Genomic DNA, 21,133 nt, shown 5'->3' with positions numbered 1-21,133 from the left:
CCTAGTTATTCCATATGCCTATCGGTGCTAGACATCGTACTATTGTGTATATTTGGTCATTCAATTTTGGCTTTACTATAAATACTATCAAAAAGACCTTAAGTCAAAAGACTTCGGTGCTAAAAACCCTATAGGCTATTTTTCTGCGCTTTTGAGAGTCAGGTATTAGCGCAGCTAGCTATTCTATAAGCTAAGAAATAGGTATTTTATAAATAGTCACCATATATGTAGTAGATATACTATCAAACTCACAAGGCATTATTTTACAGTGATTTATAGCCATTGACCAATGAATTGCGGAACACAGCAATTATCGATAGAAAACACTTAGCTCTAGGCTTTAGTATTACTATTTTTACGAAAACTTCTATTACCTACTTTGAATGGGTCTTTGTAACCAATGCTATCCAAAGTCAATCTTGAAAATGAATAAGCATAAAAAAACGGCGTGAAACTATTCCACACCGTTTTTAGAAAAATCTATTTTATCGATAGCAACAAGCAAGTTCCAAGCGAATCAGAAAAAATTCTAAAATAGCACCATATAATGGCTTCTTTTATTTTAGCATCCACTCGTACTATTGTCGTTAGATTAACGACGTAGACCTAACTGGCTGATAAGCGTGGTGTAACGACCAAGATCTTTACCTTTTAGGTAATCAAGCAATTTACGACGCGTGTTAACCATACGGATAAGACCGCGACGGCTATGATGATCAGCTTTATGTGCTTTAAAATGGTTCTGCAAATCGTTGATACGAGCACTCAATAGTGCTACTTGAACTTCTGGAGAACCAGTGTCATTTTCGCCACGTTGGTATTGAGCAATGATTTGTTCGCGATCGGTATTAGTTAGCATAAATATCTCCGGCAATGCTAAAAGCTTTAAAACATTCTCGAATTTGAGTAAGTTCTAAAGCAGTAGAATAGTAAATAAAATAGCCTGCACATCATTCAGGACAACCCTGCATTACTAGAGTTGACCTAGTGTACGACAAGCTAATGAGTCATAACGACCATCTAGAATAAGCGGCGATGAGAGACCACTTAATATAACTATCCGTTTTGGACAGCCTATGAAGCACGATGTCTTATCTCAACCTAATGTAAATGTGACGGTGATTATAACAAAAAACTGCTGAACTAGCAGCAGTTTTTCATAATACTTGTAAAGTCAGATTTATTTTTTATAGTTAAATCATCCGTCAATAGGCAATAGAATTTGCTTATTTCTTGACGTCATCTTCCGTCGCGTTACCGCCTAGTTCATCATCTTCAAGCGGTGTAGCTGTGGTAACTTCTGCTAAACTATCAGGAGTAGCATGCTCGCTAGGATTGATGTCTTCTGCAAGCCTTTCAATCTCTTTTTCTTGCTCATTCATGTTATTCAATGAATTACTCATATTAGCTCCTGAATTATTATTTTTTGAAGTAGCTGTTTTATACTTTTTACATTGAGATACAAATATCGTCAGTGGCATTGAGATGTAGAGATGATCAGCACATATATCAGTGTCACCTTATTATGGATGACACTTTACATACTCTACTTGTCTTCTTTAGCATTTCCTAGGTTGTCTGCAATACGATCTGCTGCGGCTTCACTATCTTCAGTATGATTGTTCTCAGTTTGGCTTTTAAGCGCTGCAGTTGCTGACTCAGAACGTTGTTGCTCAAGCTTGGTATCGTTTGGATTAGAATTTGACATAATATTTTCCTCAGTTACGGTTGTGAACGTTTAAGAAATATAAATAATTAATTATTCAGTAAATGGGTAGAAAAATTAAGATAATGCCTTATCAATAGCATCAACGAAATTGCTGATATCATCTGGATTACGTGAGGTAATCAAATTACCGTCTACCTGTACTGTTTGATCTACAAATTTTGCACCAGCGTTTTCTAAATCTATCTGCAGCGTATGATAAGCAGTGAGCGTTTTACCTTTGGCAATACCTGTATTGATAAGTGCCCAAGGAGCATGGCAAATGACAGCTAATGGCTTGCCTGCATCATTGATAGCATTGATAATACTATGAGCCTCTTCATTGCCACGAATCGTATCCGCATTGACAGTACCACCTGGTAGTACCAACGCATCATAATCAGAAATGCTTGCGTCTTTTGCAAAAATATCAGCAATAAAGGTGTCGCCTTTGTCTACATCTTGCTGCATGGCTTGCACTTCTTTTTCTTTATTTGTGGTTATAAGAAGTGTCTTGTAACCTTTATCTTTGAGTTGATTATTAACCTCTTCGTATTCTGCTTGCTCGAAGTTATTGTGTAGTAAAAAAGCGATGGTTTTCATGATATTCCTTTTCTCGTTATGAGTGATTTTCTTTTAGTTGTTTTATTATTCATACTTTATTTTTATGAGTCGTTGTTATTATTGGCTGTATAGTCTTCCTCTGACCCATCTTGTTCCTATTAAATATTCTCTTTCGAACCTAGTTTTTATTTTTGATATATGACTTCTTATCTTATTATTTTTTTATGTTCTTATTCTTAGAGTCTTAGTTCGATTTATTTTTCTATCCAGACTTCCTATCCGGTAGATCTAAAGTACAAAAAAAACAGGTTCCACCATAGGTGAAACCTGCAATAAAATGTGAGGATATGTGATTAGTGTAAACTATTAGTAAGCTAAATCGTGTTTAAACGAGGGTTATATAAGAACCGTAACATTAACGCTGGATCAATTTTTTAGGCTGCAATCTACCGTTGAGACTTACGGCACCCAATCCAAGAAACTGACCTTGCTGATTTATCAAACGAATATCAGCTGGAATCTCATGGATCAGGGGTTGTTGGTCATCTTCACTACTAACCATATCACTATCTAGTTGAATATCGTTGTTTTCTGACACAGACGATTGATGACTGATACTAGTTGAAATATAGTCGCGCAGACTGTCTGTCAGTTGCTCAAATACATTCAAACGTTGACCCATGTGTATACGCTCACACTGCTCAACCGTCAATACCATCTCAGCTTCAATATTAATGCAAGCATCTACCGGCATCAATTGCTCTTGCCTGTTATCAAACGCTAATGCTTCCAAGTCTGACAAAGTAATCGCATCATTGATTTTGAAATCACCAACCTGCGTACGGCGTAATGCAGTCAAATGCCCTAATGTACCCATCGCTTTGGCGATGTCTTCACCGAGTACACGCACATAAGTACCTTTAGTACAGGTCACTGTCAATTGAATTTGCTCATGATCAAGCGCTTTTAAATCAATGGCCTTGATTACAATATCTCTAGGCGCTCGTTCTACCTCGATTCCCGCACGAGCATACTCATAGAGTTTTTTGCCATCTTTTTTTAGTGCAGAATACATCGGTGGTATCTGCTGCTGAGCACCTAAAAACTGCTGGGCAACTTTGCCTAACAGTGCATTATCAAACGCTAGAATGGGTGCTTGTGCAACGATTTGACCATCGGCATCACCCGTATCAGTCTGACTACCAAGTAAAATAGTTGCTTGATAGGATTTGTCCGCATCTAGCTGATAATGACTAAATTTCGTCGCTTCACCCATACAAATCGGCAATAGACCGGTTGCCATTGGGTCAAGTGTCCCTGTGTGCCCCGCTTTTTTACTGTCATGATTTGGCGACTTAAAAAGATACTTCACCTTTGAAACCACTTGCTGTGAAGTCATGCCTTTGGGTTTATCAACTAAAATAACACCCGAGACTTTAATCTTGTTAGGGTGATTACTAAACTTTTTATCCGCTTGCGTAGATGCGATAGACATAACGACTTTTACCCTTCTACTCTTCGTTTTCTTGCTCATCAGACTCATTTTCTTCAGTCTTAATAACTGCTTTACTGATTAAATCCATCATGTAATTACCACGAGCAGTCACTTCGTCATAATGAAAACGCAAGCGTGGTGTGGTACGTGTTTTGAGACTATGGCTTAATTCGGTGCGCAAAAAACCCGCCGCTTTATTAAGTACTTTGATACTCTCTTCATGATTGGTCTTGTTCATGGAATCGTTAAGCTCAGGCTCCATGATGGTGACATAGACATCAGCATATCCTAAGTCAGGACTAACCTTGACACTAGAAATAGTGACAAAACCAGTCAAACGAGGGTCATTGACTGCATCACGGATGAGAACAGCAAGCTCACGTTGAATTTGGTCGGCTAAGCGTTGTAGACGTTGGTTCATATTGTTACCTTACTTTAATATGGCTTATTTTCACTGATTGATATATTGGCTTATTAACAAATTTTAGGACTAATAGTTGGTAAAAAAGGCCTAGCAGGATGTACCTGTTAGGCCTAAGTACAGCTAGATATTAAGAAGATACTAATCTGCTCAGCTGATTAAGCATATTGCATAATTAGATATCCTGCTATCGAACTGTAACGTTAGATAGTACGTGCAAACTCTTGGATTTCAAAGACTTCGATCTTATCGCCAGCTTCGACATCATAGCCACGAACAGCCATACCACATTCCATACCAGTACGTACTTCATTAACGTCTTCTTTATAGCGACGCAATGATTGCAATTGACCGGTAAAGATAACTTGGTCATCACGCAATACGCGGATAGGTTTGTTGCGATAAATTGTACCTTCAACCACCATACAACCAGCAGCAGCACCGAACTTACTAGAACGGAATACTTCACGAACGTCTGCAACACCAAGGATTTTCTCACGATGTTCTGGCGCAAGCATACCACTCATAGCTGCTTTCACATCATCAATCAAACCATAGATAACGCTGTAATAACGGATATCCATATTGGCGGCGTCCGCTTTGCGACGTGCGGTCGCATCAGCACGAACGTTGAAACCCAACAATACCGCTTCGCTAGATTCTGCAAGTGTCACATCAGATTCAGAGATAGGACCGACGCCTGAGCTGATTACTCTGACTTTAACTTCATCAGTTGATAGCTCATTCAATGCTGAAAGCAGTGCTTCAAGCGAACCACGAACATCGGTTTTCAATACGATATTCAAGAATGACACATCACCTTGTTCCATCTGATCAAACATGCTTTCTAAACGCATGGCATTCTGACGTTCAAGTTGACGCTCACGCTCACGGTTGCTTCTAAACTCTGCCACTTCACGAGCTTTTTTCTCGTCGGTTAAGACTAAGAACTCGCTGCCAGCTGCTGGCGTTTCAGGTAGGCCTAAAATTTCTACAGGGATAGAAGGACCTGCTGATTGAATACGCTTACCATGTTCATCAGTCATCGCACGAACTTTACCGTAATGCTCGCCGGCCAAGACCAAGTCGCCTTGCTTTAATGTGCCTTTTTTAACTAAGACACTAACAACCGGACCGCGCCCTTTTTCAAGTCTTGATTCAATGACCACACCTTGAGCAGCGCCATCTAACGGTGCTTCTAGCTCCATTAGTTCAGCTTGTAGGCTAATAAGTTCTAACAGCTCATCAATACCATCGCCAGTTTTGGCTGAGATGCGAGCCATTGGGGTATCGCCGCCCCACTCTTCTGAAACGACTTCTTTAGCAGTCAATTCATTAAGAACGCGATCTGGATCAGCGCTTGGCTTATCCATTTTATTGATTGCAACGATAATTGGCGTACCAGCAGCACGAGCATGATCAATAGCTTCTGCTGTTTGCGGCATCATACCATCATCAGCGGCAACAACTAACACAACAATATCAGTCGCCTGTGCACCGCGTGAACGCATAGCACTAAAGGCCGCGTGACCTGGAGTATCAAGGAAGGTAATCACACCGCGATCGGTTTTAACGTGATAAGCACCGATATGCTGAGTAATACCACCTGCTTCACCAGTTGCCACTTTTGTCTCACGAATTTTATCGAGTAGCGATGTCTTACCGTGATCGACGTGACCCATAATTGTGACTACTGGCGGACGAGTTTGAACGTTACTGCTACGCTCATCAACGGCGTCTTGTAGATCGTCTTCAACCTTAGTATCACTAACCAGTACTGGATTGTGACCCATCTCTTCAACGAGCAAACTTGCTGTCGCTTGATCAATCGTATCTGACTCACGAGCCATCTCACCCATTTTCATAAGCAATTTGGTGACTTCGCGCGCTTTAACTGCCATACGTTGAGCAAGATCTGCGACTGTAATTTGTTCACTAATCTCAACATCGTAAACAATTTTTTCAACAGGTTTTTCGAACTTATGCTGTGATGCTTGCGTTGAACGCAAACCGTTTTTACGGTTTTTGATTTCACGCTCATCTTGATTCTTACGACGACCACGGCCACGAGCACTAGTACTACTGGTGCCACGCTTGATTTCACGACGTTCTTTTTCAAATGATTCTTCTAAGGCATCACCAACCAAACCTTCAGCGAGTGGCTCATCTTTACGAACTTCAGAAGCAGGCTGATCTGTATATTTTCCAGCCATTTTACGCATTTGTTCAAGCGTACGTTTCTGTGCTTCTTCAGCTTGAGCGCGGCGTGTTTCTGTTTCGATTTCACGTAAACGAGCTTCTTCTTTCTCACGCATTTCGCGCGCTTTACGCTCAATTGCCGTTTCAACTTTCGGTTTCGTCGCTGCAACTTTTTTCTTCGGTTGGTCTTTAGGTTTGACTTCGACAGTGGTTTTGCCACCTTTTTTCACGACCACTGAGGTTGAGATATCGTCGTTTTTATCATCTGACTTTTTGCTAGAGCCTAAGCTTGCACGCATTGCCGCCAAGGTTGCAGCTTGACGTTCTTCAGATTTTTTCTTAGTAGCAGCACGCTCTTCAGCATCTTTAGCAGCACGCGCTTGCGACTCAATCATCGCTTGCTCACGCGCAGCCAACTCTTCAGCCATTTTTTCTGGATCAGGCTTTTCAAATACTTTCTTTTTACGCACTTCCACATTGACGCTCTTAGATTTACCTGAAGAGCCGGTCACGCGCGCAGTGCTAGTTGTCTTAGATTTAAGACTAATACGACGCTTTTCTTGCTGACCATGACTTTGCTTTAAATACGTCACCAACTTCTCTTGCTCAAGCTCAGTGACTAGGTCACCCTCTGCACGAGCAGGCAGTCCAGCATCTACCAATTGCTGTTGTACAGCACTTGCGGTTTTGCCTACCATATCTGCCAGTTCTTTGACGGTCTTATCTGCCATTTATTATCACCTACTGTCTATTATTTGCTATATGTTCAATTCAGTTGTTGGCTACAAATGATTGGGGTAAGGCTGGTATTGGTACTGCGTTCATACCAGCACTTTATTATCGATAGCATATCACTAAAAGACAGCGATATGCAGTTACCGCTTATTCATTGAACCAAGATTCCCGAGCTTTCATGATGAGTTTTCCTGCGGTTTCAGAGTCTAAACCTTCGATATCTTCGAGATCGAAGACTGCTTGTTCTGCCAAATCATCAACGGTAATAATGTCTTTTTGTGCCATTTTATAGGCCCAATTGACTGTCATACCTTCAAGCTCTTGTAGCTCTTGACTTGGCTCTTTCATGTTCTGTTGTTTGACCAGCTCATCAGCGATGACGACTTCTTTTGCACGCTCTTGAATCATCTCAATCGCTTCATCGTCTAAACCTTCGATATCATAAAAGGTTTCAACTGGTACGTAAGCCACTTCTTCAATACTGGTAAAACCAATATCGACCAGTGCTTGTGCTAAGTCTTTATCCACTTCTAAACGTTCATAGAATAATTCGATAAAGGCTTTCGATTCGTTTTGTTGACGCTGCTGATATTCTTCTTCTAGCATCATATTAAGCTTATAGCCCGTTAACTCAGACGCCAAACGTACGTTTTGACCTTGTGAACCGATCGCACGTGCCAACTGATCATTGGTACTAAAAATAATATCAGCTGTCTGCGTATCTTCATCCAAGATGATGCTACTGACGTCAGCTGGCTCTAAAGCACTGATAATGAACTGTGCTGGATCATCTGACCATACCACCACATCAATGCGTTCGCCATCAAGCTCCTGCTGTACGGCTTGGATACGTGTACCACGCATACCAATACAAGCACCAACTGGATCGATACGATGATCGTTGGTTTTCACAGCTATTTTAGCACGAGTACCCGGCAAGCGCGCGACGTTGCGGATTTCAATAATTTGTTCGGCAATTTCAGGCACTTCTTTTTGCATCAATGCTGAAAGCATTTCAGGATGAGTACGAGACAGTAGCAACTGAGCGCCGCGGTTTTCACGGTTTACATGATACAAAATGGCATTGATACGTGATTTTGCACGTAATTGCTCACGCGGCAGCATCTGATCACGTGACAAATAGCCTTCGGCATTGTCACCTAGATCAATGATATAGCCATCACGAGTCTGCTTCTTGACTTCGCCATACATCATCTCGCCAACACGCGGCTCAAAAGCATCTGCTACTAAATTACGCTCAGCTTCACGAATCTTTTGGATGATGACTTGTTTGGCTTGCGTCGCAGCAATACGACCAAACTCAATCGATTCAATCTGTTCTTCTTTGACATCGCCGATTGACCATTCTTCTGGATCAAGATCGCTGATGGCTAGCTGACAAGCAGGCATTTCATGGTCTTCATCTGCAACCACTGTCCAGTAACGATAAGTATCATAATCGCCCGTTGTACGGTCGATAGCAACCCGTACTGCCACTTCTGGCTGTTCGGTGTATACTTTTTTCTTAGTCGATACCACCAAAGCGTCTTCTATCGCTTCAAAGATATCTTCAGGATTTAAGCCCTTTTCATTACTGACAGTTTCTACTACCGTTAAGATTTCACGACTCATGCTATACCTGTCCTATCATTTTTAATTGACTTAAATTTTATAATTTATGTATTGCTATTATATTTTCACCGTAAGCTATATAAGCTGTTTGGATATTAAAATGCTGATGAATGATTTGTTACTTCAAGTTTTCAAATCAAACCAAGCTGTACAAAAGCTTAGGCATCTTCATAAATCAAATTGGCTTTATCAATATTACTCAGCGCAATCTCAAACTGCTGACCATCGCTTGATGTCAGATTTAAGACATTTGCATCGATACTATCTAAAGTACCTGTCGCTTTGCGACGTTTTTGATCACCTTCACCAATCGCTTGTATTAAACGCAAGCTGACGGTTTGACCAACATAGGCATGCATCTGCTCATCTGAAAAGAATGCACGGTCGAAACCTGGTGAAGAAACTTCTAAGATAAACTCACCAGCAATCGGATCATGAACCTCAAGAATACCGCTCACTTGATGGTTCACTGCTGCACAGTTTTCAATGGTTACTTGTTTATTTTGGGCCTGCTCTTCTGGCAATGCCTCAATATAAATGCGTAATAAAGAGCGATTACCTTGCGGTGCAAACTCGATACCCCATAATGCCACATCGCAAGCCGCGACGGCAGGAGCAATAATATTAGTCAGTTCTGTAACTTTGGTTGAAAGCTTCATAATCTATTTATCTTTTCCTATTCACGTATCTATCGTACTTAGTAAACCGCGTAATTGTCGCTCACTCATGAAATTTATTTATTAGTAAGAGACACAGTCATTATGTTATCTTAAATCACAAACATATTATTTTATATGATATGCGCTTATATAGGGATGAGCACAAAAAACATCAAGCTCAGCCAGACAATGCTTTTATTATTCACAAAGCAGTACTATCGATAAAGGAGTGAGTAATAAAGGATAGTGTGCTTAAGAAGCAGCGCGCCGATAGCGGCAGGTGACAACCAATAACGAATAATATCGCACTCTATAGAACTAGAGCTTAGCATAAGTAGGATAGATACCGCGATACCACTGACCATCAGATACAAAAAAACCCACAAACATAATGGTGGGCTAATCGTTACTGACAAATTTAGTGTACAAAACATCAGTATAAAAAGTGGTAGCGGGGGCTGGATTTGAACCAACGACCTTCGGGTTATGAGCCCGACGAGCTACCAGACTGCTCCACCCCGCATCAATCTATGGTGCGTATTATAGGGGGGTTTTATATAAGTGTCAATCTTTATTTTAAATAAATTAAACTAAATTTCTTACCTATATTACTAACGCCACACTTAATACGTTACAACTTTAAAAACTTGGTGCGATTGGGGGGACTTGAACCCCCACAGCTTGCGCCACCACCCCCTCAAGATGGCGTGTCTACCATTCCACCACAATCGCATTTTTCACTGCTCTACTATTACTATCTAATCTATCATAATAGATGCTTAAGGTAGGCATCGATAGAATCAGACTGCTAAAACAGAAAAGCATTGTAAATCTAACGCCTCAAAATAGCAAGAGCTGCCTCAATTAAAAGGCAATGACTAAAGACAGCTATTAAAGGCAAGTGTCTTTAAAATACAGTTATTGAGGATTCTGTGTCAATGGACGCGGCGTTTGTGGCGCTGACACAGGGGCATCTAAACGGAACTGATCTTCAGCCTGTTTGCGCGCGTGAACGGCTAGCGTCATACTGGTGATAAAAAATATCACTGTTAATACTGCTGTCGCACGCGTTAAAAAGTTCGCTGTTCCTGCCGCACCAAAAACCGTACCTGACGAGCCAGCGCCAAAAGAAGCTCCAGCGTCTGCCCCTTTACCATGCTGTATCAAAATCAAGCCGATCATGGCAATCGCCACGATAATATGCAGGGCTAATATAAACGTAAACATGGTGGCCTCTTTTGCCGCGTAATGACGACTGATAACGGAAAATAAATCTTACGGTTAATAGGAATAGCAATTGACGGGTTATGCTGCCAAATCGATTATATAAATAAGGCGCATTGTACACGATTGCAAGGGCACTGTTAAACCTACTTTTGCCAACTGATAAAGACATTTTATAATCGAGACCGCCATGAAATGCACGTTTTATCTCTATTAACTAGTCTTTAGCTCGACTAAAGGCATTGGCAATTGCCAAAAAACTCTCTACCTTTAATGATGCGCCGCCAACCAATGCCCCATCAATCATAGGATCTGCGGCAAAGCTATCGGCATTATCCGCATTGACACTACCACCATATAGCACACTCATTACCTTTAATGATTCTGCAAAGCCTGTGATGGTTTGCTTAATATGCTGATGCGTTTGACTGACTTCGCTCACGGTTGGGACTTTGCCAGTACCAATCGCCCACACTGGCTCATAAGCAATGATCAGTCGATCAGATAGTGATGATATGAGATCTGGTTGGATAGTAATCACTTCTTTTATTACTGATAACTGAGTGTCAATTACGTCAAGGGTTTGCTTATCATCATATTGAGCCTGAGTTTCACCAATACAAAATACCACACCCAAACCTTGGGTGAGTGCGTGAGTCACTTTTTGCAATAACGTATCGTGAGACTCGCTATGATACTGGCGACGCTCAGAATGACCCAGTATCGTCCAAGTTGCCCCAGCGTCTGCTATTTGCTGTGCTGAGCAATCACCCGTATAAGCGCCAACACTGGCACTATGCGCACTGACGTCTTGCGCTGCACTCAATATCGAACTACCGGCTAAACGCGCACTGACAGCTGCCAGATGAATACAGCTTGGTGCCACCATCAACTGACAGCGACTATTTGACCGTTCTGTGGCGGCTTGCTCTTTAGCATCAATCGTAGTCAACAAATTATTCAACAATAAATCGACGTCGTGACTCGTTGCTGGATTTTGTTTCCAATTACCAATTACCCAAGCTTGCATACTCATCTACCTTGTTTCATCTATTCTTGCCAATTTGGCTAATATGCGCGCCAGTATAACAAATAATTCTCAAGTGCTATAGTATGCTGCCACCAGCAGAAAAACAGACAGTCAGTGCGAATATTTACTAGGGCGTGTCCTCACTCTTAAAAATGAGATAAATTACTGTCAAACAAGGAAAGTAGCGCAGATATTATCGAGATATTGATAGACTATTTAACGATGTTTGGCAAAATTTAGCCCATTTAGAAGATAGTCTATTAAATTGAGGATACGCTCTAGACATTGTCTCAAGCTATGATTTTTTTGGGTCAAACACTCAATCGTCCATATAAAACCTTTAAACTAAAGTAATGTTTTATAGTATTGTGTCTATATATAACAGAACATTATCAATAATCTAACGACCAAGCTACTGATAACCCACACTATTAAAACGCTTTCTCTGCTAAATCTCTTATAAGAGCATCTCTGCATTGACTGTTATTAATGATGGCCTAAAGGCAAACAATGACTTATAGCAGGTATTTGTTAAAAATTATAATAGTAAGTGGCTCTCAGAAGTATATGGATTTCAGACAAATATATAGCATATTGGGTATTAAGGAGAAGTCGTAATGTCTATCACCACGAGCAAATATGGTGGTTTAGCGCACCAGCTAATCAGCGAAGGTATCGTCAGCGAAGCGAATATGAAAATCGCGCAGACCGAATCGCAACAGCAACAAGTAGGACTAGTGCCCTACCTAGTCGACAATAAATTAGCAGATGCTTATCATCTTGCGCAGATTTTGTCACAAGCTTTTGGTGATCCTCTTTTCGACCTTGATGCCTTACATATTGATGTCATTCCAAAAGACTTAGTAGATGAAAAAATCGTTCGTAAATTTAATGCGTTGCCACTATTCAAACGAGGACAGCGTTTATTCGTCGCATTAAGTGATCCAACTCGTGTGGATGCAATTGACGCTATTGCTTTTAATTCACGGCTGTCTATTGAAGCTATTGTCGTCGAAGAAGATAAGTTAAAAAAGCGTATTGAAAGTCTTTACGCTGATACCATGCAAAATTTTAATAGCTTCTCTGATAGCGATTTAAATATTGGCTTTGATGAAGGTGAAGAAGAGGAAAGCGAGACCAAGCTTAGTGATAGCGTCGAGGAAGCACCTGTTGTAAAATTTGTTAATAAAATGCTGGTTGATGCCATTCGTATGGGCGCCTCTGACTTGCACTTTGAACCCTATGAAAAAACCTATCGCGTTCGCTTTCGTATCGATGGGGTGATGCAAAAAATGGCCAATCCACCTGTACAACTGGCTGGGAAAATTGCAGCCCGCTTAAAAGTAATGTCGCAGATGGATATTTCAGAGCGCCGTGTGCCACAAGATGGACGTATCAAGCTTAAGATATCTAAAGATAAAGCCATCGACTTTCGAGTAAGCTGTCTGCCTACCCTATTTGGCGAAAAACTTGTACTTCGTATTTTGGATCCTTCTTCAGCGATGTTGGGTATTGAAGCGCTCGGCTATGAACCTGATCAGAAAGATATGTTTTTAGAGGCACTGCATAAACCACAAGGAATGTTGCTTATCACGGGACCAACTGGTTCTGGTAAGACCGTGTCGCTTTATACTGGTATTAATATTTTAAATACTGGCGCGACCAACATATCCACTGCCGAGGATCCAGTGGAGATTAACTTAGAGGGGATCAATCAAGTCAACGTCAATCCAAAAGTGGGTCTAACTTTCGCAAATGCCCTCAAATCTTTTTTACGCCAAGATCCTGATATTGTCATGGTCGGTGAGATTCGTGACCTTGAAACTGCGGAAATTGCAATTAAAGCAGCGCAAACAGGGCACATGGTGCTCTCAACTCTACATACCAACTCAGCACCTGAAACACTGACGCGGCTGCGGAACATGGGTGTGGCTTCCTTTAATATCGCGACTTCAGTGAACTTGGTCATTGCCCAGCGCCTAGCACGACGTTTGTGTAAAAACTGTAAAAAACCTATTAATATCCCTAAGCAAAGTCTGCTTGAGCTCGGCTTTACAGACGCCGATTTGGATAATCCAGACAATATCATTCACGAGCCAGTAGGCTGTAATGAATGCCGTGAAGGTTATAAAGGACGAGTCGGTATCTACGAAGTCATGAAAGTCAGCCCTGATATCTCACGTATTATTATGGAAGATGGTAACGCGATAGATATCAAAGACGCTGCACTCAAAAATGGCTTCCGAGACCTGCGTCGCTCTGGGATTTTAAAAGTCTTACAAGGCGTAACCAGTATTCAAGAAATGATGCGCGTCACTTCTGAGTAAGCATACTGGCTATGCGCATGTTGCATACGCACAAAAATACAGACACTGCTGATCACTAGAGAGGAACGTTTGGAGTGACTAAACCAACTACTTTTTAATCTTGAATTGTCGAAAAAACAGCTTTTAGTAATGCACTGATAAAAGGGCGTTTGGAAATTTAAAACTGTCCTTATATGAGTAATGCCATTATTTATATGAGGACTGAGATGATGGGCGTTAATTGTACGGAATTTTATAAATCAGCAATAATCTCTACCAGATATACTTAAATATAAAACAGAGTTATACTGGTTTTTTACGTTAAAATAAAGTATGCCTTTTTTATGTAATGAGTCAGGCATCGTTGTACATCTTTGCAATATCTATATTAGACAATATTTTGAGGGTAGTAACATGGCAAAAGCGAAGACCGACATGCTGTTAGACTTTGTCTATGATGGGGTGAATCGACGCGGACAAAAAGTAAAAGGGGAGACTACCAGCCGTAGTTTAGAGTTAGCAAAAGCGACTTTACGCAAACAAGGTATCAGCGTCAAAGGTATCAAGAAAAAACCGAAGCCGCTTTACACTTTTAAAAAACCTATCAAACCTATCGATATTGCTATTTTTGCCCGTCAATTGGCTACTATGATGAAAGCAGGCGTGCCATTGACTCAATCCTTTGAGATTGTTGCTGACTCACTTGATAACCCCAGTATGAAAGACTTGGTATTACAAATAAAATCTGACATTGAAGCGGGTGGAACCTTTGCTTCAGCATTACGCAAGCACCCGCGTTATTTTGATGATCTGTTTTGTTCACTCGTCGATTCTGGTGAGCAGTCAGGTGCACTGGAAACCATGCTTGAACGCGTCGCGACCTATAAAGAAAAAAGTGAACTACTCAAATCTAAAATTAAAAAAGCAGTAAAATATCCTATTGCAGTCATCGTAGTCGCTATCATTGTCACCATGATTCTATTGATAAAAGTAGTTCCAGTTTTCTCAGATTTATTCGAATCTTTTGGTGCAGAGCTGCCTGCTTTTACCCAAATGGTTGTCAATATGTCTGAGTGGATGCAGGCGTGGTGGTTTATTTTAATCATCATTATCGGCGGTACTATAGTTGGCTTTTCAGAGACGAAAAAACGCTCTAAGAAATTCCGTGACTTTTTAGACCGTGCGGTTTTAAAGGTTCCAGTATTTGGCAATATTGCTTATCAAGCTATTATTGCGCGTTTTGCTCGTACACTATCGACGACCTTTGCTGCAGGCGTGCCGCTTATTGATGCCCTCGATTCTACAGCGGGTGCAACCAATAATGTTGTATTTTATAATGCCACTCAGCAAATCAAAAATGATGTTTCTACTGGTCAACAGTTACAGTTTTCAATACGTTCTACTAATTTATTTCCAAGTATGGCTATTCAAATGGTTGGCATCGGTGAAGAGTCTGGTAGCTTAGAAGAGATGCTTGATAAAGTAGCAGTATATTATGAAAACGAAGTCGATAATGCTGTTGATGGTCTAACTAGCTTGATGGAGCCTATGATTATGGCGGTGCTCGGTGTATTAGTAGGTGGCTTGGTAATTGCCATGTATTTACCAATCTTCCAGATGGGTTCAGTGATATGATGGTGGTTTCATGCAATTTATAGAGTTATTACAAGACAATATGCCTATCGCTTTAGGCATATTTAGCCTATTAGGTCTTTGCGTTGGCAGTTTTTTAAATGTAGTGATTCACCGTATTCCGCTGATGATGGTTTATAGTTGGCGACAAGAGTGCAGCCAGTTTATGTCAGAACAAGCAGACATGCCTCGCGAACACACTCTGCCCCTAACAAATATCGTAGCAGCTGACCAGCCAATTACTTTGAGTCGACCAGCCTCACGCTGCCCTCATTGCGCCCACAAAATAAAGTGGTACGAAAACATACCGTTAATTAGCTGGTTAATACTACGTGGCCGTTGCTCAGAATGTGAAGCTGCGATTGGACTGCGTTATCCACTGGTTGAGCTAGCAACAGCCCTACTATCAATATTAGTAATTTATCAGTTTGGCGTAACTGCAGCTGGCTTGTCAGCCCTGATCTTGGTATGGACGCTGGTCGCCTTAACCGGTATTGATTTTGATACCCAATTACTGCCTGATCGCTTGACCTTTCCATTAGCGGGTTTAGGATTAGCAGTGAATTCACAAGGCTGGTTTGTCTCACCTACCCAGTCAATTTGGGGCTTATTGCTAGGGTTTTTGTCATTGTGGATAGTGGTTAAAATATTTTATCTACTCACTAAAAAGCATGGTATGGGGCAGGGAGATTTCAAATTATTAGCAGTATTAGGTGCTTGGCTTGGGCCCATGATGTTGCCATTGATTATTTTATTGTCTTCTCTATTAGGCTCAATTGTTGGGATTATTTTGATGAAGAAGCAGGGTGAAAGCAAGCCGTTTGCCTTTGGTCCTTATATCGCTATCGCTGGTATTGTTGCTTTATTATATGGCTCAGATATCGTCAACTGGTATCTCGGCATGTATACTTACTAAATTGTCCTAGAAAGTATTTCGGTCGCTCCTTTTCAAGCAGACACCAAATCTTAAAATAGACACCAAAATACTTCCTTAGCTTATAACCATCACTGTCATTATATCGAGCAGATAAGTCATTATTATGTCAAAACAAGCATCTTCACCTTATTCTCATAAGCCTCAGACCCCGCAAAAGAAAAGCAAAACCTTAGTAGTTGGCCTAACTGGTGGTATCGGTAGTGGTAAATCTGCTGCGAGTGCTTGGTTCGCTGAGCAAGGCATTGATATTATTGATGCGGATGTGATTGCCCATGAAATCGTCGCTAAAGGTAGCACCACTCTGCACAAAATCCAGAAAAAATTTGGTGATTGGGTGTTGAATAGTGATGGATCAATGGATCGAGTGGCAGTAAGAACGCACGTCTTTTCACATCCTGAGGCATTGATTGAGTTAGAAGCAATCACTCACCCAGCGATACGCGAAGCAGCAAAAGCACAGTTGGCAACCAGTACTTCGCCTTACGTGATATTGTCAGCGCCTCTACTTATTGAAGCAGCAGAAGCAGGGCTTGCCAATTTATGCCAACGTATCTTAGTAATGGATGCCACCGAAGATACGCAGATTGCGCGGGCCAGTCAGCGCGACGAACAAAGTATACAAAAAATCAAAGCCATCATGGTGAATCAGCTGAGCCGCGAAGAGCGTAATCGTCATGCAGATGATGTGGTGCTCAACGAAAGTGATCTTGCGGCTCTGTATGTGCAATTAGCGCCATTACACCAAGAATATCTTAAGCTTGCCCAGCAGCTAAAGTACGCTGTCGATTGACTTCATACAGCGCCATACCAGTGGCAACACTCACATTTAGACTTTGAAGGTTGCCATGCTCATTTCCTGACATCGGAATATACACCAGCTCATCACAGCTCTCCATAGTCAAGCGACGCATCCCCTCACCTTCTGAACCCATGATAATGGCTGTTTTGCCAGTCAGATCAGCAGCATGAATCGGTTTGGCATCCGCATTAAGCGCTGTACCAAACACAAACACCCCAGCATTTTTGATTTGCATGAGCGTACGTGCCAAATTGGTAACACTGATAATCGGCATCATCTCTGCTGCACCGACCGATACTTTAGCCACTGTTGGTGTCAGACTTGCCGCATGATGTTTCGGACAAACCACGGCATCCACACCCATCGCCACTGCGGTACGTAAGCAAGCACCAAAGTTATGTGCATCAGTAATTTGATCCAAGACCAATAATAAGCATTGGTCACGCCCAGCAAGGGTAGCAAGCAAGCCTTCATCAGCAAATCCTAAAGGACGCGCATTTAGCACCACACCTTGGTGCTGCGGGCTGCCACACAATTGCGTGAGTTTGTCTTTTTGCGTGGGTTGGATACTGATACCATTGTCACGTGCTTGCGCCATAATCGCTTGTACATGGCTATCAGTCTCACGACCTTGCTGCACAAACAAGCTTAGCCCATCTAAAGGACGATATTCGAGTAAGGCATCAATCGCATGAATGCCATAAAAATAGGTAGGTTTTGCCATAATAGGCCTATTGATTATAAAGTGGGTATCGCGCTATATGATAAAAACTAGGCGATAAAAAGAGATGACAGTAATTGTATCAATAAATGGATATCTGCATATAAATAATATCAGCAGAAAAAGAAAAACCTTACCAATCCGATAAGGTTTTTCTTTTTGAGTAAAAGGCTCTTTGCTGTCATCAATCACTTAATAACAGCTTTAGCAAGCTTACCCTTCTAAGTGGCAAATATATTGAACAATTTCTTCTGTTCGCAGATTAAAACCACTATTGCCTTCAACCACGAATGATTGACCAGCGCGGTAATAGCTGAATTCTTCGTCACCATTAATTTTGACCTCACACTCACCGCCCGTGATCTCGATACGCTCGGAGGTATTGGTGCTAAAATGATAATGCTCAACCAAATTATCACAAGGCAAGATAACGCCCAATGTTTTATGTCGACCATCTTCGAACATAATAGTGTGGCTTGAACAACGACCATCATAAGATATCGTCGCTTGAGCATTGACTGTTACATTAGTAAATTGCGCCGCTGTCATAGTGGCTTCCTTATCAAATAATCATTACGAAACTAAAAAATAAGTAATTGGTTAGAGTACCGCCAGAGTTGCGTCGTTAACCGACACCTCTGTACTACGTACTGTATCCTTCTATACTAGATATCTGTGCGCTAAAGCTAGCCACAGGTTCTATGAAAATACTTTAGAATAATGACTGAGTGGCATACTCTTCCAACTATACGCCTATCATTTTACAAAATTATGACTCGTTATCATGTATTACACTGCACTAATCTAATCAGAAGAGTTTATCATTATGTGAGATTATGCTACCACATTATATCTATAAAGTTTGTTAAAGCGACTAGGAAAATGCTGTTTGATGCGAATCTTAAACTTACTTACTCACCTTTTTTTGAGTCAGCACCTGATCGCTACAATTGGGCTATTTTTATAAGTTTAATCCGCAACCATGCTTAGTATACAGCCATCATTTTGATAAGCTTAATCATCTTAACGATTGATATTGTGAATATTATGATGATGACTCATAGCCAGTGTTTGACAGTTTTATGGTAATCTTCCAACAATAAAATCTATTATACATCGCTTGAAAGTTTGTATTTAAGCGCGTTTAACACCATACTATTTGCCTATAATATTTATCTCATTAACACGGTTAAATGAATAATTTCACTCCCTTATCTACCCTATTTTATATATGGCTTCTTGAGATGTATATGAAGTCTATTGTCTGTCATGAGAGGCATTGATGCTAGTATCATTAACTTTACATCAGTTTGCGTTGATCGCTCAGCATGAGCTGAGTGTGGCTGAAGGCTTCAATGTCATCACGGGTGAGACCGGTGCTGGCAAGTCATTATTATTGGATGCGCTGTCTTTATGTGTTGGTGAGCGCGCAGACAGTGCGATGGTCAGACACGGGGCGGCGCAAGCCGATATTTATGCGCAGTTTGACGTGGAGCATAACAGTGTCATCGCTGAGTGGTTCGCTAAAAATGATCGACCATTAGAAGAACCCGAAGTCCTCATTCGTCGTCAGCTCAGCAATACCGGACGCTCAAAAGCGTGGTTAAATGGCACGCCTGTCAGCTTGGCGGAGCTCAAGAGCTTAGGTGCATTGTTAGTTAATATCCATAGTCAGCACGCTCAGCAAGCGCTCCTCAAGCCGCAGTTTGTGGTGCAATGGTTGGACGAGATGGCGCAAATTACGTCTCTAGCTTTACAAACTGCCAGTAGCTATCAAACCTATCAGCAGCTCAAACGCCGTGCTGACGATATTGCGAGCCGTGAGGCTCAGCGCCAAGACCGTATTCAACTATTGCAAAGCCAACTTGCTGATATTGCGCCGTTATTGGCGGTTGATTATGCAGAAGTTGAAGCAGAGCACGAAGAGCTGTCTAATATCGAAGCCCTCATGATAGAGGCCAGTCATGGCTTGCATCTGCTCGACAATGACACGGATGAGCCAGATGTTATGACCTTGCTTGGGCAGGCGATTAAGCTTTGTGATAACCAAATGAGTGTCAGTCAAACCTTTGAACAGGCGTCTGAACAGCTACATTTAGCACAGCAACAAATCACTGAAGTGACAGGATTACTATCAGATTATGCTGAGCAACAGCTGCCTGATCCTGAGCGCTTGCAGACACTAGACAGTCTTATCAGCTTAGGACATCGCTTATCACGTAAACATAGCTTGCCAACGAGCGACTTAATCGATGAAGCAAAGAGCTGGGAAGCGCAATTAGAGCAGCTAGAAAACGAGCCAAGCAGTGATGCGATGGCAGCGCAAATTGAACAGGCATGGCAAGACTATCTTGCATTCGCCACTCAGTTAAATAAAGAGCGCTCGAAAGCCGCGCCGATCGTCAGCAAACAATTAATGCAGCAACTAAAACCGCTCGCGCTACCCAATGCCCGCTGCGAGTTTGTCTTTACCAAGAAGACCGAGCCGAGCCACTATAATGCACAAGGTTGCTATGATATTGATTTATTATTTAGCGCCAACGTCGGTATGCCGATGCAGCCGCTACATAAGATTGCCTCAGGCGGTGAGCTGTCACGAATGGCACTGGTGATGCAAGTACTGCAAGCGACCAATGCCGATAATAATGCCGCCAAGCCGATGCTAGTATTTGATGAAGTCGATGTCGGTATTAGTGGCGGTACGGCGCAAGTGGTCGGTGAGCTACTGCGCGCACTTGGGCAGACGCAGCAGCTACTGGCCATTACCCACCAAGCACAAGTCGCAGCGCAAGCGCATCAGCATATTTTGGTACAAAAGCATCATGACGAGCAGACCGAAAGCGAGCTATTAATACTGACTGATAGCGCGCAAGTCGACGAGCTGGCACGCATGTCTGGCGGTGTGATCATCACTGACGTCACTCGCGACCATGCACGTAGTTTATTGACCGATGTGAAATAAAAGCTTGGTCATTCATCAACCAGTTGTGCAGCGCTGTGTCTCATCACTGCTAAATATTTGCTTTGGTTGATTTTCACCTCAGTATCGCCATATAGTGGTGTGTCATTTCTGT

The 21,133-nt window shown here is 41.7% G+C and carries 18 protein-coding genes and 2 tRNA genes; 5 read left to right on the top strand and 15 right to left on the bottom strand.

Translation table 11 applies throughout. The features are described from left to right. Positions 1–592: 592 nt before the first annotated feature. From rpsO to tpiA, 13 genes are all read right to left on the bottom strand, one after another. Positions 593–859: a 30S ribosomal protein S15 gene (gene rpsO / locus I3257_RS05955; RefSeq protein WP_045443035.1), complete on the bottom strand. Its 267-nt coding sequence runs from the start codon at positions 857–859 to the stop codon at positions 593–595. A gap of 367 nt (positions 860–1,226) precedes the next feature. Further along, a complete protein-coding gene (locus I3257_RS05950) occupies positions 1,227–1,403 on the bottom strand; it encodes a hypothetical protein (RefSeq protein WP_238049108.1) in 177 nt (58 codons plus the stop codon). Positions 1,404–1,546: 143 nt separating this feature from the next. After that, positions 1,547–1,708: a hypothetical protein gene (locus tag I3257_RS05945; RefSeq protein ID WP_157292328.1), complete on the bottom strand. Its 162-nt coding sequence runs from the start codon at positions 1,706–1,708 to the stop codon at positions 1,547–1,549. A 75-nt stretch (positions 1,709–1,783) separates the two neighbouring features. Beyond that, positions 1,784–2,308, bottom strand: a complete 525-nt coding sequence (locus tag I3257_RS05940) for a type 1 glutamine amidotransferase domain-containing protein (protein ID WP_045454877.1) — start codon at positions 2,306–2,308, stop codon at positions 1,784–1,786. A gap of 376 nt (positions 2,309–2,684) precedes the next feature. Beyond that, positions 2,685–3,764 carry a tRNA pseudouridine(55) synthase TruB gene (truB, locus tag I3257_RS05935; protein ID WP_238049107.1) on the bottom strand — a complete coding sequence of 360 codons (1,080 nt, stop codon included), beginning with the start codon at positions 3,762–3,764 and terminating at the stop codon, positions 2,685–2,687. 16 nt (positions 3,765–3,780) lie between these two features. Continuing rightward, on the bottom strand, positions 3,781–4,185 hold the full coding sequence (locus I3257_RS05930; RefSeq protein ID WP_045443024.1) for a ribosome-binding factor A: 405 nt from the start codon (positions 4,183–4,185) through the stop codon (positions 3,781–3,783). A 203-nt stretch (positions 4,186–4,388) separates the two neighbouring features. Continuing rightward, entirely contained in the window at positions 4,389–7,115 is a 2,727-nt protein-coding gene (infB, locus tag I3257_RS05925; protein WP_238049106.1) for a translation initiation factor IF-2, read from the bottom strand. Positions 7,116–7,266: 151 nt separating this feature from the next. After that, the gene (nusA, locus tag I3257_RS05920; RefSeq protein ID WP_055123697.1) at positions 7,267–8,751 is read right to left on the bottom strand and encodes a transcription termination factor NusA; all 1,485 of its coding nucleotides are present in this window, start codon (positions 8,749–8,751) and stop codon (positions 7,267–7,269) included. A 158-nt stretch (positions 8,752–8,909) separates the two neighbouring features. Continuing rightward, positions 8,910–9,410, bottom strand: a complete 501-nt coding sequence (gene rimP / locus I3257_RS05915; protein WP_045454872.1) for a ribosome maturation factor RimP — start codon at positions 9,408–9,410, stop codon at positions 8,910–8,912. 446 nt (positions 9,411–9,856) lie between these two features. Further along, positions 9,857–9,933, bottom strand: a tRNA-Met gene (locus I3257_RS05910). Positions 9,934–10,058: 125 nt separating this feature from the next. Continuing rightward, a tRNA-Leu gene (locus I3257_RS05905) sits at positions 10,059–10,142 on the bottom strand. A 186-nt stretch (positions 10,143–10,328) separates the two neighbouring features. Next, complete coding sequence (gene secG, locus I3257_RS05900; protein WP_025652589.1) at positions 10,329–10,637, bottom strand: preprotein translocase subunit SecG; 309 nt, start codon at positions 10,635–10,637, stop codon at positions 10,329–10,331. A gap of 214 nt (positions 10,638–10,851) precedes the next feature. After that, positions 10,852–11,664, bottom strand: coding sequence for a triose-phosphate isomerase (gene tpiA / locus I3257_RS05895; protein WP_238049105.1), 813 nt, complete (start codon positions 11,662–11,664; stop codon positions 10,852–10,854). 617 nt (positions 11,665–12,281) lie between these two features. Between tpiA and pilB the strand changes: the two genes are divergently transcribed. The 4 genes from pilB (at position 12,282) to coaE (ending at position 17,329) form a co-directional block, all read left to right on the top strand. Next, positions 12,282–13,991, top strand: coding sequence for a type IV-A pilus assembly ATPase PilB (gene pilB / locus I3257_RS05890; protein WP_238049104.1), 1,710 nt, complete (start codon positions 12,282–12,284; stop codon positions 13,989–13,991). Between the two features lie 393 nt (positions 13,992–14,384). Continuing rightward, positions 14,385–15,605: a type II secretion system F family protein gene (locus I3257_RS05885; protein ID WP_238049103.1), complete on the top strand. Its 1,221-nt coding sequence runs from the start codon at positions 14,385–14,387 to the stop codon at positions 15,603–15,605. Positions 15,606–15,615: 10 nt separating this feature from the next. Then, positions 15,616–16,518, top strand: a complete 903-nt coding sequence (locus tag I3257_RS05880) for an A24 family peptidase (protein WP_238049102.1) — start codon at positions 15,616–15,618, stop codon at positions 16,516–16,518. Between the two features lie 124 nt (positions 16,519–16,642). Further along, positions 16,643–17,329: a dephospho-CoA kinase gene (coaE, locus tag I3257_RS05875; RefSeq protein WP_238049101.1), complete on the top strand. Its 687-nt coding sequence runs from the start codon at positions 16,643–16,645 to the stop codon at positions 17,327–17,329. Here coaE and rlmB read toward each other — a convergent pair. Continuing rightward, entirely contained in the window at positions 17,292–18,062 is a 771-nt protein-coding gene (rlmB, locus tag I3257_RS05870) for a 23S rRNA (guanosine(2251)-2'-O)-methyltransferase RlmB (RefSeq protein ID WP_238049100.1), read from the bottom strand. The genes coaE and rlmB overlap by 38 nt on opposite strands. A gap of 210 nt (positions 18,063–18,272) precedes the next feature. Continuing rightward, positions 18,273–18,608 (bottom strand): pyrimidine/purine nucleoside phosphorylase, encoded by a 336-nt coding sequence (locus tag I3257_RS05865; RefSeq protein WP_198330479.1) that lies wholly within the window; start codon positions 18,606–18,608, stop codon positions 18,273–18,275. Between the two features lie 733 nt (positions 18,609–19,341). Here I3257_RS05865 and recN point away from each other — a divergent pair. Then, complete coding sequence (gene recN / locus I3257_RS05860; RefSeq protein ID WP_238049099.1) at positions 19,342–21,021, top strand: DNA repair protein RecN; 1,680 nt, start codon at positions 19,342–19,344, stop codon at positions 21,019–21,021. Positions 21,022–21,133: the final 112 nt, after the last annotated feature.

It is taken from the genome of Psychrobacter sp. Ps7 (genome assembly GCF_022129225.1).
GTDB classification, from domain to species: Bacteria; Pseudomonadota; Gammaproteobacteria; order Pseudomonadales; family Moraxellaceae; genus Psychrobacter; species Psychrobacter immobilis_A.
Note: the sequence above shows the minus strand (reverse complement) of the source record. Positions and strands in the feature narration are given on the sequence as shown.

Bases quoted from the DNA above. Each gene is read 5' to 3' on its own strand.
- I3257_RS05945 (WP_157292328.1), bottom strand. From the start codon at position 1,708: ATGTCAAATTCTAATCCAAACGATACCAAGCTTGAGCAACAACGTTCT.
- I3257_RS05930 (WP_045443024.1), bottom strand. From the start codon at position 4,185: ATGAACCAACGTCTACAACGCTTAGCCGACCAAATTCAACGTGAGCTT.
- infB (WP_238049106.1), bottom strand. From the start codon at position 7,115: ATGGCAGATAAGACCGTCAAAGAACTGGCAGATATGGTAGGCAAAACC.
- truB (WP_238049107.1), bottom strand. From the start codon at position 3,764: ATGTCTATCGCATCTACGCAAGCGGATAAAAAGTTTAGTAATCACCCT.
- rlmB (WP_238049100.1), bottom strand. From the start codon at position 18,062: ATGGCAAAACCTACCTATTTTTATGGCATTCATGCGATTGATGCCTTA.
- I3257_RS05940 (WP_045454877.1), bottom strand. From the start codon at position 2,308: ATGAAAACCATCGCTTTTTTACTACACAATAACTTCGAGCAAGCAGAA.
- pilB (WP_238049104.1), top strand. From the start codon at position 12,282: ATGTCTATCACCACGAGCAAATATGGTGGTTTAGCGCACCAGCTAATC.
- nusA (WP_055123697.1), bottom strand. From the start codon at position 8,751: ATGAGTCGTGAAATCTTAACGGTAGTAGAAACTGTCAGTAATGAAAAG.
- I3257_RS05885 (WP_238049103.1), top strand. From the start codon at position 14,385: ATGGCAAAAGCGAAGACCGACATGCTGTTAGACTTTGTCTATGATGGG.
- I3257_RS05950 (WP_238049108.1), bottom strand. From the start codon at position 1,403: ATGAGTAATTCATTGAATAACATGAATGAGCAAGAAAAAGAGATTGAA.
- recN (WP_238049099.1), top strand. From the start codon at position 19,342: ATGCTAGTATCATTAACTTTACATCAGTTTGCGTTGATCGCTCAGCAT.
- tpiA (WP_238049105.1), bottom strand. From the start codon at position 11,664: ATGCAAGCTTGGGTAATTGGTAATTGGAAACAAAATCCAGCAACGAGT.
- I3257_RS05865 (WP_198330479.1), bottom strand. From the start codon at position 18,608: ATGACAGCGGCGCAATTTACTAATGTAACAGTCAATGCTCAAGCGACG.
- I3257_RS05880 (WP_238049102.1), top strand. From the start codon at position 15,616: ATGCAATTTATAGAGTTATTACAAGACAATATGCCTATCGCTTTAGGC.
- rpsO (WP_045443035.1), bottom strand. From the start codon at position 859: ATGCTAACTAATACCGATCGCGAACAAATCATTGCTCAATACCAACGT.
- rimP (WP_045454872.1), bottom strand. From the start codon at position 9,410: ATGAAGCTTTCAACCAAAGTTACAGAACTGACTAATATTATTGCTCCT.
- secG (WP_025652589.1), bottom strand. From the start codon at position 10,637: ATGTTTACGTTTATATTAGCCCTGCATATTATCGTGGCGATTGCCATG.
- coaE (WP_238049101.1), top strand. From the start codon at position 16,643: ATGTCAAAACAAGCATCTTCACCTTATTCTCATAAGCCTCAGACCCCG.